The 13695-nt window shown below is 39.4% G+C and carries 14 protein-coding genes and 1 other annotated feature; of the genes, 13 read left to right on the plus strand and 1 reads right to left on the minus strand.

Annotated elements, in window-relative coordinates; translation table 11 throughout:
- Positions 1-160 precede the first annotated feature (160 nt).
- From EF384_RS05000 to msrA, 13 genes are all read left to right on the plus strand, one after another.
- Positions 161-937, plus strand: a complete 777-nt coding sequence (locus tag EF384_RS05000) for a ParA family protein (RefSeq protein ID WP_123779882.1) — start codon at positions 161-163, stop codon at positions 935-937.
- The gene (locus EF384_RS05005) at positions 918-1880 is read left to right on the plus strand and encodes a ParB/RepB/Spo0J family partition protein (RefSeq protein ID WP_123779883.1); all 963 of its coding nucleotides are present in this window, start codon (positions 918-920) and stop codon (positions 1878-1880) included. Before EF384_RS05000 ends, EF384_RS05005 begins: the two co-directional genes overlap by 20 nt.
- A gap of 32 nt (positions 1881-1912) precedes the next feature.
- The gene (locus EF384_RS05010) at positions 1913-2104 is read left to right on the plus strand and encodes a DUF951 domain-containing protein (RefSeq protein WP_199445749.1); all 192 of its coding nucleotides are present in this window, start codon (positions 1913-1915) and stop codon (positions 2102-2104) included.
- 54 nt (positions 2105-2158) lie between these two features.
- The gene (gene ychF / locus EF384_RS05015; protein ID WP_123779884.1) at positions 2159-3253 is read left to right on the plus strand and encodes a redox-regulated ATPase YchF; all 1095 of its coding nucleotides are present in this window, start codon (positions 2159-2161) and stop codon (positions 3251-3253) included.
- 26 nt (positions 3254-3279) lie between these two features.
- Positions 3280-4017 carry a DUF1129 domain-containing protein gene (locus tag EF384_RS05020; RefSeq protein WP_123779885.1) on the plus strand — a complete coding sequence of 246 codons (738 nt, stop codon included), beginning with the start codon at positions 3280-3282 and terminating at the stop codon, positions 4015-4017.
- Positions 4018-4144: 127 nt separating this feature from the next.
- On the plus strand, positions 4145-5230 hold the full coding sequence (locus EF384_RS05025) for a thioredoxin domain-containing protein (RefSeq protein ID WP_123779886.1): 1086 nt from the start codon (positions 4145-4147) through the stop codon (positions 5228-5230).
- A 12-nt stretch (positions 5231-5242) separates the two neighbouring features.
- Positions 5243-5755: a thioredoxin domain-containing protein gene (locus tag EF384_RS05030; protein WP_123779887.1), complete on the plus strand. Its 513-nt coding sequence runs from the start codon at positions 5243-5245 to the stop codon at positions 5753-5755.
- Between the two features lie 303 nt (positions 5756-6058).
- The gene (gene guaB, locus EF384_RS05035; protein WP_123779888.1) at positions 6059-7546 is read left to right on the plus strand and encodes an IMP dehydrogenase; all 1488 of its coding nucleotides are present in this window, start codon (positions 6059-6061) and stop codon (positions 7544-7546) included.
- A gap of 194 nt (positions 7547-7740) precedes the next feature.
- Positions 7741-8424, plus strand: a complete 684-nt coding sequence (locus EF384_RS05040) for a response regulator transcription factor (protein ID WP_123779889.1) — start codon at positions 7741-7743, stop codon at positions 8422-8424.
- A 111-nt stretch (positions 8425-8535) separates the two neighbouring features.
- Positions 8536-9666 (plus strand): sensor histidine kinase, encoded by a 1131-nt coding sequence (locus EF384_RS05045; protein ID WP_233570040.1) that lies wholly within the window; start codon positions 8536-8538, stop codon positions 9664-9666.
- The gene (locus EF384_RS05050) at positions 9667-11082 is read left to right on the plus strand and encodes a D-alanyl-D-alanine carboxypeptidase family protein (protein ID WP_123779891.1); all 1416 of its coding nucleotides are present in this window, start codon (positions 9667-9669) and stop codon (positions 11080-11082) included.
- 73 nt (positions 11083-11155) lie between these two features.
- Positions 11156-11395, plus strand: a binding site (T-box leader).
- A gap of 53 nt (positions 11396-11448) precedes the next feature.
- Positions 11449-12756, plus strand: coding sequence for a serine--tRNA ligase (gene serS / locus EF384_RS05055; protein WP_123779892.1), 1308 nt, complete (start codon positions 11449-11451; stop codon positions 12754-12756).
- 52 nt (positions 12757-12808) lie between these two features.
- A complete protein-coding gene (msrA, locus tag EF384_RS05060) occupies positions 12809-13336 on the plus strand; it encodes a peptide-methionine (S)-S-oxide reductase MsrA (RefSeq protein ID WP_123779893.1) in 528 nt (175 codons plus the stop codon).
- Between the two features lie 146 nt (positions 13337-13482).
- Here the strand turns inward: msrA and EF384_RS09825 are convergent.
- The coding region (locus EF384_RS09825) for a hypothetical protein (protein ID WP_233570041.1) at positions 13483-13695 on the minus strand (213 nt) is incomplete at its 5' end.

Raw genomic sequence — 13695 nt, forward strand, 5'->3', positions numbered from 1 at the left:
GCTTGCATTTTTTGGTACAATGGTAAAGAATTAAATGATTTTTTCATGTAGAAATAAAGCGAGAAATAGTTGAACTATTTTGAATGAATGCGAAAGGAACGGAAACGCATTCCGTTCCTTTTTTTAAATGAATTACAAGCAAATTGTAGGGGGTTAGAAAATGGGTAAAGTAATCGCAGTTGCCAATCAAAAAGGTGGTGTTGGTAAGACAACAACTACCGTCAATTTAGCATCGGCACTTGCCTACCAAGGTAAAAATATTCTATTGATTGATAGTGATGCGCAAGGTAACGCAACAAGTGGTCTAGGTATTGCTAAGGGATCCGTTGAAAATAGTATTTACGACGTATTGATTAATGGCGTACCAATGAAGGATACAATCGTTTCTTCATCACGTGAAAATCTATCAGTAGTACCAGCAACAATTTCATTAGCTGGGGCAGAAGTTGAATTGACGAGTGTGTCACACCGTGAGCAAAAAATGAAGGAAGCGATTCAACCCTTACGTAACGACTACGATTTTATTTTTATCGATTGTCCACCTTCTCTAGGACATTTGACCATCAACGCTTTTACAAGTGCTGATTCAGTCTTGATTCCGGTTCAAAGTGAATACTATGCCTTAGAAGGTTTGAGTCAATTATTAAATACGATTCAATTGGTACAAAAACATTTCAATCCATCTTTAAAAATTGAAGGTGTATTGATGACAATGTTTGATGCTAGAACTAACTTATCAAATGAAGTAGTGGACGAAGTACGTAAATACTTTGGTACTGCCGTATACGAAACATTGATTCCAAGAAATGTACGATTGTCTGAAGCTCCATCATATGGACAGTCTATTATTGATTATGATATCCGTTCCCGAGGCGCTGAAGTGTATATTGAATTGGCAAAGGAAGTGCTAAAGAATAATGGTCAAACAAACGAATAAACATAATAAAGGTTTAGGTCGCGGTATTGATGCTTTTTTTGGTGGCGATAGTATTTTTTCACCAGAAGAAGTTACTGAAACTAACACAGAAACTACTGAAGTGACTGAAGAGGTCAGTGAACCTGCTGTGACAAGCGACAAAATGGTCCAAGAGATCGAATTGGGCGAAATCCGTCCGAATCCATATCAACCACGTCATCAATTTGACGAGGATGCCTTAAATGATTTAGCCAAATCAATTCAAGAGCAAGGTATCTTCCAACCAATTACATTACGTAAATCAACGATTAAAGGGTATGAAATTATCGCGGGTGAACGTCGTTTTAGAGCTGCTAAAATTGCAGGTTTATCAACAGTGCCAGCCATTGTTCGAGAATTTACTGATGAACAAATGATTGAAGCGTCAATCATTGAAAACTTGCAACGTGAAGATTTAACCGCCCTTGAAGAAGCTTTAGCTTACCAACAATTGATTGATGTTTTGGATATTACTCAAGAACAAGCTGCGCAACGTTTAGGTAAATCAAGAGCCTATATTGCTAACCACTTGCGTTTGCTTGGGTTAAGTGATGATATCAAGGCTTTAGTACAATCTGGTGATTTATCAGCGGGTCAGGCACGAACAATTTTAGGTTTGAAATCGAAAAAAGACCAATCTCGTTTGGCTAAGAAGGTTGTTGCTGAGGGCATCACCGTTCGCCAACTGGAAAAAATGGTCCAAACCTTAAATGAACCAGCTGACAAGGAAGTCAAAAAAGACGACGACAAAAAACCAGCTGTGCCTGCATATATTCGCGAAAGTGAAGATCGCTTGATGGATAAATTTGGTACTAATGTCCAAATTAATACACGTGGTAAACGCGGTAAAATCGAGATTGAATATCTTTCAGAAGAGGATTTAACCCGTATTTTAGATATACTCAATATTAAATTTGAAGATTAGGGGTGTATGTCTTGGTAGAGAAAGAATACGGCATGCATGATGTCGTGCAAATGAAGAAACCCCATCCTTGTGGGGAAAATGCTTGGAAAGTCATCCGTTTAGGCGCTGACATCCGCATTAAATGTCAAGGTTGTGGTCAATCAGTGATGATGCCACGTCGTGAATTCGAAAAGAAAATGAAGAAAGTATTAGTGAAGGCAGACCAAGCAAGTACAGAAGCTTAGTGATTTTCGCCAATATATGACCATAATTTTAAGAAAAGAAAGTAGTGTGAAAAAATGGCATTAACAGCCGGTATCGTAGGATTACCAAACGTAGGTAAATCCACTTTATTCAATGCAATTACCAAGTCTCAAGTTGAGGCAGCAAACTATCCCTTCGCAACTATCGACCCTAATGTTGGGGTAGTAGAAGTACCAGATAGCCGTTTAGAAAAATTAACGGAAATCTATGTACCAAAGAAAACAATCCATACAACATTTGAATTTACAGATATTGCGGGTATCGTTAAGGGTGCCAGCAAGGGTGAAGGTTTAGGAAACAAATTCTTAGCCAATATCCGTGAAGTAGATGCGATTATCCATGTGGTACGTAGTTTTGATGACGGTAATATTACTCACGTGTCTGGTAAAGTAGATCCAGCTGATGATATTGAAACAATCAACTTGGAATTGATCCTTGCTGACTTAGAAACTGTATCAAAACGTTATGAAAAAGCAGCGAAAATGGCCAAATCAAAAGACCATGATGCCGTTGTTGAAGCAACTGCTTTGAAAAAAGTAAAAGACGTTTTAGAAGCAGGTAAATCAGCACGTACTGTTGAATTTACTGAAGAAGAACAACCATTTATTGACCGTATGTTCTTACTAACTGCGAAACCAATTTTATATGTGGCGAACGTTGATGAAGATTCAGCAAGTACAGGTAATGACTATGTTGAAGTAATCCGTGAAATTGCTAGCCAAGAAAATGCGGAAGTAGTGATTGTTTCTGCTCAAATCGAAGAAGAATTAGCGAGTCTTGATGATGAAGACCGTGCCATGTTCATGGAAGATTTAGGTATGGAAGAATCTGGTTTAGACCGTCTAATCCAAAAAGCTTATACTTTATTAGGTCTTGAAACATACTTTACAGCTGGTGAACAAGAAGTACGTGCATGGACCTTCAAAAAAGGTATGAAAGCACCACAAGCTGCTGGGGTTATTCACTCTGACTTCGAACGTGGTTTCATCCGCGCCGAAACGTTATCTTATGAAGACCTATTAACATATGGTAGCGAAAAAGCAGCCAAAGAAGCAGGTCGTTACCGTTCAGAAGGTAAAGACTATATCGTTCAAGATGGCGATATCATGCTATTTAGATTCAACGTGTAAGCAAGCAGAAGGAGATCTAACTGATTATGGCATTAGGAACTGACAAACAATCAAATGAAGCATTACAAGCGCAAGAAGCAGCAGAACGTCAACGTTTTGCGTCTGAACGCCCAGAACTATTTGCAGCCTTAACAAAACGTAACCAAGAATTCATGAATAAATTTATGCATGAAATTACATCTTTGGGCTACGATGGTGATTTAGACCGCAAAGAAAATGAACTTTTACATACGTTAGTGGAAGAACAGAAAAAAGGTGTAACTGCGAAACAACTTTACGGTACACCAACTGCTTATGCGCACCAATTACATGGTAATCCTGACGAATCAGCAGATGGCGAAGGGGCAAAAAGCCCATTCTGGCAATACTGGGTTGAGGGTGGTTTATTAATCGGTGGTGTCTTCGCAGGTATCTCTGGTTTAACCCTATTACTAGGTTCTAACGGCTCTGATGCTGCCTCAGGTCCAGCGGGTATTTTGACCCTATTATTGAACTTCGTTGTAGGTGGGGCAGCTATGGCTATCCTAACAACGAACCAACCAGATATGTCTAAACCGAAACAAGAACGCGGTACAATGCGCTATATCTTGATTTCAGTTGCAGTATTATTGGTGTGGATTGGTTTGATTTCAGTGACTGAATTCCTACCAGCGACAATGAATCCTGAATTACCAATCTTCGGTTACCTAGCTTTAGCTATTCTTGCTTTGGCCGCTAGATGGTGGTTTAAACGCGAATACAAAGTGACGAAAACATTATTCTAATCGACATATGAAAAGTCTGTCCAATTGTTGGGCAGGCTTTTTTTGCATTTCTTGAGTTGTTCTCTTTGTGAAAATGATGAAGATTCGCTAAGATTAAGGTAGTAAATATGAAAAGGACGTGTAATACATGGATGCAACAAATATTGATTTTTCTAACGTTTCAGATGATTTAGGATTCCGTTATGGACGACCGGATGCACCGGTTAAACTATACGCCTACTTGAATGTGGAATGTCCTTTTTCCAGAAGATATGAACAAACAAATACGGCTTTAATCAACGAATTTGTGGATGCCGGTAAAGTGCAATATATTGTGAAGCCTGTAGACCGTCCTACTGGGCACTTGCGTAAGGGAAATGTGATGCACAGCTACCTTACTTACGATGATCCTGAAAATGCCTTTAAACAATTAACGACGATGTTCGCAACACGTCAAGAATGGACGAAGTTGGATGAAGACGGCGTGGCGAAATATGCGGAAGAGGTATTGGGCTACACGAAACAAGGTAATGATGAAGTTCAAGAAGCTATCAAAGAAGAAGCAGTGAAAGTAGGCGCGAAAACTGTACCGACTGCTTATGTATTTGGTGAAGCTTTTGACGAACATGAAGACAACAACACTGTTCGTGACTGGTTGAACGCTGCTTATGCGACTGCAACTGCAGAAGAAGCTTTTGATTTCGGTGCTGACAAGTTAAATCTTGGTGCCGTGACAGATAAACGTGCCATTAAATATGGTTCTGACGATGCACCTGTGAAGATTACGGAATACATCAACTTCCGTTGCCGTGGGTCAAAACGTTTTGAAGATGCGATTTCAGAGAAATTAGAACAATTAGCTGATGCGGGTAAAGTACAACGTATTATTAAACACGTGGATATCGATGCTGCTGGTTTATACAAGGGTGAAGTGATCAACCGTTTTGTAGATTACAAGGACCAAGACCGTGCTTACCAACAATTTAAAGAAATCTTTGCGCGCCACGGTGAATGGTCTGCTTATGATTTCGGTGGTATTGCTGATGTAGCGATTGAAACTTTCTCATACAGCTACCAAGGTAACAAAATTCAAACAGAAGTAGTCAAAGAAGAATTCAAGAACTTAGGTGGTGTTGCGACACCAACTATCGTTGTGAATGGTGAAAAAGCCTTTGTTGGACCAAATGCAGCCCAAGAATTGGATGACTACTTAGCTAGCGTTATTGAAGATTAAGGAGGTCAACCTGTGTTTGATACTAGTAAAATTACTTATCAAGATGCCATCAAAGTAGGGGAAGATACAGCCAAGGTGAAAATCGTGGAATATATCAACCTTGCTTGCCCGGATGCCTTAATTTACCAAGAAACCTTTGCGTCATTTTTGGCACCACTAGTGGCGACAGGCCAAGTGCAACGCATCTTGAAACATTACAATAAAACGTCTAACCGTCTGCAAAAAGGTAATGTAGCCAATGACTTCATTGCCTATGATGGGGACCATGCGACTGCCTACAATTTCATCGACCAATATATGCGTAAGCAAAATGATTGGGCAACTTTGGCGTTGGATGAAGTCGCAGGCTATTTTGAAGCTAAAGGCTTTGAAAAACAAGATAATGCTGAGTTAGCTGAGCGTGTCTTTGCGGAAGCGCAAGCGGTCGGTGTGGGCGCTGTGCCTACTGTTTTTGTGGGTGACCAAGCCTTTATTGAAACGGTTGATGCTGATGCTTTTAAGAAAGCCATTAGTAGTCAATTATAAATATCATGAACAGTTCTGAAGTAGTGATGCTTTAGGGCTGTTTTTTTCTTGTCACAAGGGCTTGCAGTAGTTGGTGAATATAGGGGATTTAATAAAACCGAACTATTATTTTTCTTGGATGCCGTTTATGGGATTTGGATGCTTTTTTCACAAATAAAACACGAACATTAAATTTCATTAAGTAAAATATCGAATTTATTTACGAAATATAGAGTTGACGACTTGGGTTAAAGGTGTTAGGATAATAAAAATATATTTTTAAAGCCAAGGGGAAAACATTTATAAGAAGGAGTAATTAATATAATGACTACAGCATGGGAAAACAAATTTGCAAAAGAAGGACTTACATTTGATGATGTCCTATTAATGCCAGCACATTCAGAGGTATTACCTAACGAGGTTGACTTAAAGGTACAATTAGCACCAAATTTAACATTGAACGTACCAATTATCTCAGCGTCTATGGATACTGTTACTGATTCAGCTATGGCGATTGCAATGGCACGTCAAGGTGGTTTAGGTATCATCCACAAAAATATGACAATTGCGCAACAAGCGGATGAAGTGCGTAAAGTAAAACGTTCAGAATCTGGTGTGATTTCAGATCCATTCTACTTGTTCCCAGAAAATGCTGTTCATGAAGCGGAAGCTTTGATGGCAAAATACCGTATTTCTGGTGTGCCAATCATTGATAATGAAGAAAACCACAAATTAGTGGGTATCTTAACAAACCGCGATATTCGTTTTATCGAAGACCATGACCAAGAAATTGGTAATGTGATGACGAAAAAAGATTTAGTTGTGGCACCACAAGGAACTTCATTAGAAGAAGCAAGCCACATTTTATACGAAAACCGTATTGAAAAATTATTATTAGTTGATGACGAAGGTCGTTTAACTGGTTTAGTGACAATCAAAGATATTGAACGTGTGACTGATTATCCAAATTCAGCAAAAGATGCTAAAGGTCGTTTGATCGTTGGGGCAGCTGTTGGGGTAACTTCTGATACATTTGAACGTGTAACAGCTTTACTTGAAGCTGGTGCTGATGCAATTGTTATCGATACAGCTCATGGTCATTCAGCAGGTGTTTTACGTAAGATTGGTGAAATTCGCGCGGCATTCCCGGATGCAACTTTAATTGCAGGGAACGTTGCAACTGGTGAAGGTACACGTGCTTTATACGAAGCCGGCGTTGACGTTGTAAAAGTTGGTATTGGACCTGGTTCTATCTGTACAACTCGTGTTGTTGCAGGTGTTGGGGTGCCACAAATTACTGCTATCTACGATGCAGCAACAGTTGCCAATGAATATGGCAAAACAATCATCGCTGATGGTGGGATCAAATATTCTGGTGATATCGTGAAAGCTTTAGCAGCTGGTGGTCACGCAGTAATGTTAGGTTCTATGTTAGCTGGTACTGATGAAGCACCAGGTGAATTAGAAATCTTCCAAGGTCGTCAATTCAAAACTTACCGTGGTATGGGTTCTATCGGTGCAATGAAAAAAGGTTCTGCTGACCGTTACTTCCAAGGTGAAGTTAATGAAGCAAACAAACTTGTGCCAGAAGGAATCGAAGGCCGTGTAGCATACAAAGGTCCAGTTTCTGGTATTATCTTCCAAATGATTGGTGGTATTGAATCTGGTATGGGTTACTGTGGTGCTGCTAACGTTCAAGCCTTACGTGAAAATGCACAATTCATCCGTATGACAGGTGCTGGTTTGATTGAATCACATCCACATGACATCCAAATCACGAAAGAATCACCTAACTATTCTCGTGGTAACTAGTACAATTTAAAAGAAAATTTCAAAAGGCAATCAGGCTTGCAAAATCCTGGTTGCCTTTTTACAATGAGGGCAAGAGATGTGTAGAAAAGCGTATCTTAAGGCATTCTTAAATACTTTTAAATAGAAATATAGTACTAATTCGCCCGTAATTTGTTAAGATGGTGGAAGAGAATATAGCGTATGGAGGATGACAAATGAAAATATTAATTACAGACGACGATAAAGATATCGTTGAATTACTAACAATTTACGCGACCAACGAAGAATATGAAGTTATCCAAGCTTTTGATGGTGATGAAGCCTTAAAGAAAATCGCTGAGAATCCTGATATTGCCTTAATGGTTTTAGATATTATGATGCCAGTAAAAGATGGTATTACCGTAGTGAAAGAATTACGTAAACGTGATGTTGATATGCCAATTTTATTATTAAGTGCCAAATCTTCAGATATGGACAAGATTTCTGGTTTAACAACAGGTGCGGATGACTATGTAACCAAACCATTTAACCCGCTAGAAGTCATGGCCCGTATCAAATCATTGTTACGCCGTGCAAATGTGGGCGAAAGTGATTCAGCAACCATTGAAATTGGTCCATTAGTGATCAACAAAAATTCCCATGAAGTTTCAACAACGGATGGCGAACAAATTCAATTAACTGCCTTAGAATTTGGGATTTTATACTTGTTAGCAAGTCACCCAAATAATGTTTTTTCTGCGGACGAAATTTTCGAACGCGTATGGCAACAAGAATCTGTTGTATCAGCCAAAACCGTTATGGTTCACGTGAGCCACTTACGTGATAAAATTGGTGAAGCAACAGGTGGCGATAAAGTAATTTCTACTGTTTGGGGCGTAGGTTACAAAATTACTGCATAACAAGTAAAGGGCTTGAACACATGTGTTGAGCCCTTATCTATGTATTTGGTGAATGTCAGCATGACATAATGAAGAAATTGAGGTGGGCACTTGCAAAAGAAGAAAAGTAGAATGCATACAGAGCTTTTCTTTGAAGCGATTGTTTGGCTAGCGATATTGATTATCTTGTATTTTGGGATTATGTTCGTATTAATTACGGCCTATGAAACCAACTATTCCCATTTTTTACGAGCGTATCCTGGCTCTTTTTTGGTGCGACCACAATTTCAACAAAACTTCTTCCTAAGCTTTACCATGGTGTACATCGTATTAAGTATCACCTTCGTTGGTTGGCGGATTTATCGCCGCTTGCGTGCGGTGCAACTAGGCTATGTATTGGATGAACTCCATTATATTTCCCAAGGTAATTTTCACCATAAAATTGCCGTTGATGAAAAAAATGGGATGCAACCTGTTGTCGACTCTATCAACCGTTTAGTCGATTCCACGGTAAAGGCACGTGAAGAAGAACGTCGGATTGAACAATCGAAAGATGATTTGATTACCAACATGAGTCATGACATTCGAACCCCTTTGACATCAGTCATTGGATACTTGACCCTGTTAAAACAAGAGGAACTCAAAGATCCAGAAAAAGCCATGAAGTATATCAATATTGCCTACGACAAGGCCTTGCAGATGCAACGCATGACCGAAGACTTATTCGAATATACCAAGGTGAAACAAGTGGATACGAAATTGGCCATTAGTAACATTAATGTGGTACGTATGGTCGAACAAATTACCGTGGAATTTGAATTGGAGTCAACGAAGGTTGGCCGTGAATTCCAAATTATTGCCCACCCGGCAGATAATATCATGGTGGATATTGATCCGGAAAAATTTGTCCGTATTTTTAGCAATCTGTTTACCAATGTCTTTAAATACGGTGGCAAGGGCAAATACATTAAAATAATCATTGTCCAAAATCAAGAAGATACAACCTTTACCGTGGAAAATGACGGGGCTAAAATTCCGAAAAATCAGTTGAAAGACCTCTTCCAACGATTTTATCGAGGGGATAAGTCTCGTACCGAACCACAAACCGGTAGTGGTCTAGGTCTTGCGATTACGCAGTCGATTATTGAATTGCATAGGGGTGAAATATACGCGGAATCCGATAACAAGGGGACGCGATTCATTTTTACAATTCCTAATCGCTTTGAGACGGACGATAAATATGAAGAAATGGAGCGAACATAAGTGAAGAACAACTGGACGAAAATGTTAACAATTTTCCTGGTCGCCTTGATAGGGGTTAATCTGACTATCCTACCGACGACAGCATTAGCAACAGGTGCGGGTACGGTGGATGCGAGTAGTAGCACAACAGATGATGGTACAGTTGAGTCTTTTTCTACGCAAATTTCAGAAAATATTGGGTTAGGCGTCGATGCAGCAATGGCCATTGATAGTGAAACCGGACAAATTCTCTTTGATCAAAATGGCGCGACCTTACACGGAATTGCTTCATTAACCAAATTGATTTCTCTATTTGTGGTTTACGATGAAATTGCAGCCGGAAATTTGACGTTGGATACCAAAATTCCAGTGTCAGCTGAAGTAGCTGCCTTATCGACAACTGCAGGTTTATCTAACGTACCTTTAGTGGAATCAACTGATTACTATACAGTCGACAATTTAATTGATGCAGCTATTATCGGTTCAGGGAACGCAGCTGTTGTTGCCATGGCCGAATATATTTCTGGCTCTGAACTAGCTTTTGTTGAAAAAATGGGTGAAAAATTAAACGCTCTTGGCATCAAGGATTTTGAATTATACACGGCTAGCGGTTTAGCTGGTGCTTGGTTAACGACGACGGATGGCTCAGCTTCACCATATACCATGGATCAAGAAAACAGCATGCAAGCCCGCGACATCTTGTTCGTGGCGCGTGAAATCGTGAACCAATACCCAGATGTGTTGGAACGTTCAAATATTACGTCGAAAACATTTAACGTAACCGATACAGAGACGGTAACTTTGGAAAATACCAATCTCTTTTTACCAGGAAATACTTATGAGCGTTCGGATGTTTCTGGTCTGAAGACGGGGACGGAAACTTTGGCCGGTCGGTGCATTATTATTATGAGTCAAATTGATGGTCATGATGTGATGTTGGTGACTTTAGGCGCTGATTCTGAAGCACAACGTTATGAAGATACAGGTAATTTGCTAACGGCTTTACAAGAGAATTTAGCTTGGACGACCTTATATGGCGAGGGAGCGACTTGGTTAAATGCTGAGGACACAACGATTTATCAAGGTGCTGTTGAAGGCGTGGATTTACAATATGCGAAAACAAATGCCATGTTCTTGCCAGTAGATTATGATTTAGATAGCCATCTTGTATCAACATACGATGCCGCCTTCCAATACGACGCAGAAGGCAAGTTATCTTTATCTGCGCCATTAAGTGTGGACGAATCGATTAACACCTTTAATACGACTGTGGATTTTGATGAAACATTGTTTAATCAACTAGATTTATCAAATGCCATCGTGCCAGCTGAGAATGTTGAGAAAGTAAGCATTGTCGTTCAAGTTGCGCGCATTATGGAAGATCTATTTAGTGGTTGGATGAGTGATTTGCAAGGTATTATGGGTGGCAGTAACTAAGCAATAGCAAGGCTTTGCCCTTTTTCCCTAGATTGACATTTGATATGGGCATAGCTATAATGATGGTAATAAGAAAAAAGTACTGATTGTGACTAGTAATATTGCCTAATTTTAAGAGAGCTTGCGGTAGGTGAGAGCAAGTAATGACGTAATATGAATCCACACAATCGCTGACTGTGAACGTAAGCACGACTTACTAAGCAGAACCGGGTTAGCCGTTATCTAATGAGCGTAAGATATGCTAAGACTAGCTATCTTAAAGTAGGGTGGCACCGCGCAATAATAGAAAATTTCAAGCTATTTCGTCCCTTCCATTTTGGAAGGCCGGAGTAGCTTTTTTTATACGAAAAATTAGGAGGAAATAACATGATTGATATTAAATTATTACGAGACAATTTTGATGCAACAGCAGCAAAATTACAAACACGTGGGGTAGAAGTTGCACAACTAGAAGAATTAGTGACTTTAGATACACAACGTCGTGAAGTAATCGCGGAAACAGAAGCTTTAAAAGCAGAACGTAACGCGGTATCTGATGAAATTGGTTTATTACGTCGTAACAAAGAAAATGCAGACGACAAGATTGCCCGTATGAAAGCTGTCGGTGAAGAAATTTTAGCCTTAGATGAAAAACTTGCTGGCTTAGATGAAAAAGTTTCATACATCATTGACCGTATTCCAAACTTACCACATGACTCAGTACCAGTTGGTGCAAGTGAAGATGATAACGTAGAAGTACGTCGTTGGAACGAAGCGCGCGAATTCGATTTTGAGCCAAAAGCACATTATGAAATTGGTGAAGACTTAGGTATTTTAGACTTCGAACGTGGTGCGAAGGTATCAGGTGCTCGTTTTGTATACTACCGTGGTTTAGGTGCCCGTTTGGAACGTGCCGTTTATAACTTCATGTTAGACCAACACCAAGCTGAAGGTTATGAAGAGTTAATCACACCATACCTAGTGAACGATACTTCTATGTATGGTACTGGTCAATTCCCTAAATTTACAGAAGACGTATTCTCAACGACAAATGATGACCGTCACCTAACATTAATTCCAACAGCAGAAGTACCTTTAACAAACTACTATGCAAATGAAATTATCCCAGGTGAAGAATTACCAATCTACTTTACAGCAATGTCTCCAAGCTTCCGTTCAGAAGCAGGTTCAGCTGGTCGTGATACGCGTGGTTTAATCCGTCTACACCAATTCCAAAAAGTAGAAATGGTGAAATTCGCACGTCCAGAAGATTCTTATGAAGAATTAGAAAAAATGACCAACAATGCTGAAAATATTTTGCAAAAATTAAACTTACCATACCGTGTAGTAGCACTATCAACAGGGGACATGGGCTTCTCAGCTGCAAAAACATACGACTTAGAAGTATGGCTACCAGCACAAGAAACTTACCGTGAAATTTCTTCATGTTCAAATACTGAAGCATTCCAAGCGCGTCGTGCTATGATTCGTTTCCGTAATGCAAATGGTAAACCTGAATACGTACATACATTGAATGGTTCTGGTCTAGCTGTAGGTCGTACCGTAACTGCGATTCTAGAAAACTACCAAAATGCCGATGGATCTGTAACAATTCCAGAAGTATTAGTACCATATATGGGTGGCATCACTGAAATCACAAAAGATAATGCGTCTGGCGTTTCAAAACTAAAATAGTGTATTACAATTAGAGCAGATTCATTTCTTAAGGAAAAAGGAGGCAATTCATATGTCTAAAGAAACAGCAGTATTTGCCGGTGGATGCTTCTGGTGTATGGTAGAACCATTCGAAGCAATGCCAGGTATTGAAAAAGTGACATCAGGCTACACAGGTGGTCACAAAGAAAATCCTACTTATGAAGAAGTTTGCTCAGGAACCACTGGACATACTGAAGCCGTAGAAGTTGTATTCGACAACGAAACAATTTCATATCCAGAATTATTGAACATCTATTGGCAACAAACAGACCCAACAGATGCAATGGGTCAATTCGTTGACCGCGGTGATTCATACCGTCCAGAAATTTTTGTGAATAGCCCAGAACAAGCAGAAGCTGCGCAAGCATCTAAAGAAGCTTTAGACGCAAGTGGTCGTTTCAATAAACCTGTTTTGACAAAAATCACGAAAGCATCAACTTTCTGGCCAGCAGAAGATTACCACCAACAATTCTATCAAAAGAACCCAGCCCACTATAAACGCTACTCTGAATTATCAGGTCGTAAAACGTTTATTAAAGAAGCTTGGGAAGAAGCATAGATCAATTTTATTATCGTAAATTGAGCAATAGGGAACTAGCCATGTTTTGGCTAGTTCCCTATTTTTTGTTTTTATCAAAAAATAGCAGAAAAACTATTTACAAGATGCGTATAATCTGCTAATATATTTTTCAGACGTTATCCATGTTATTGCCCTTTGGCAATTGATATTTTTTTGAAAAAAGTCGTTGACAAGTCAGTGTCACGCATGATAATATCTAATAGTTGCGTTACAGCGTAACAACAACCGAGAAGACAACGATTTAAATATCTTTTAAAAAGTTGTTGACTTCCAATCAAACTCGTGATACTATTAAATAGTTGTCGCGAAGGCGATAAATAGACCTTTGAAAACTGAAC

It is taken from the genome of Aerococcus agrisoli (assembly GCF_003797145.1).
In the GTDB taxonomy this organism is placed as follows: domain Bacteria; phylum Bacillota; class Bacilli; order Lactobacillales; family Aerococcaceae; genus Aerococcus; species Aerococcus agrisoli.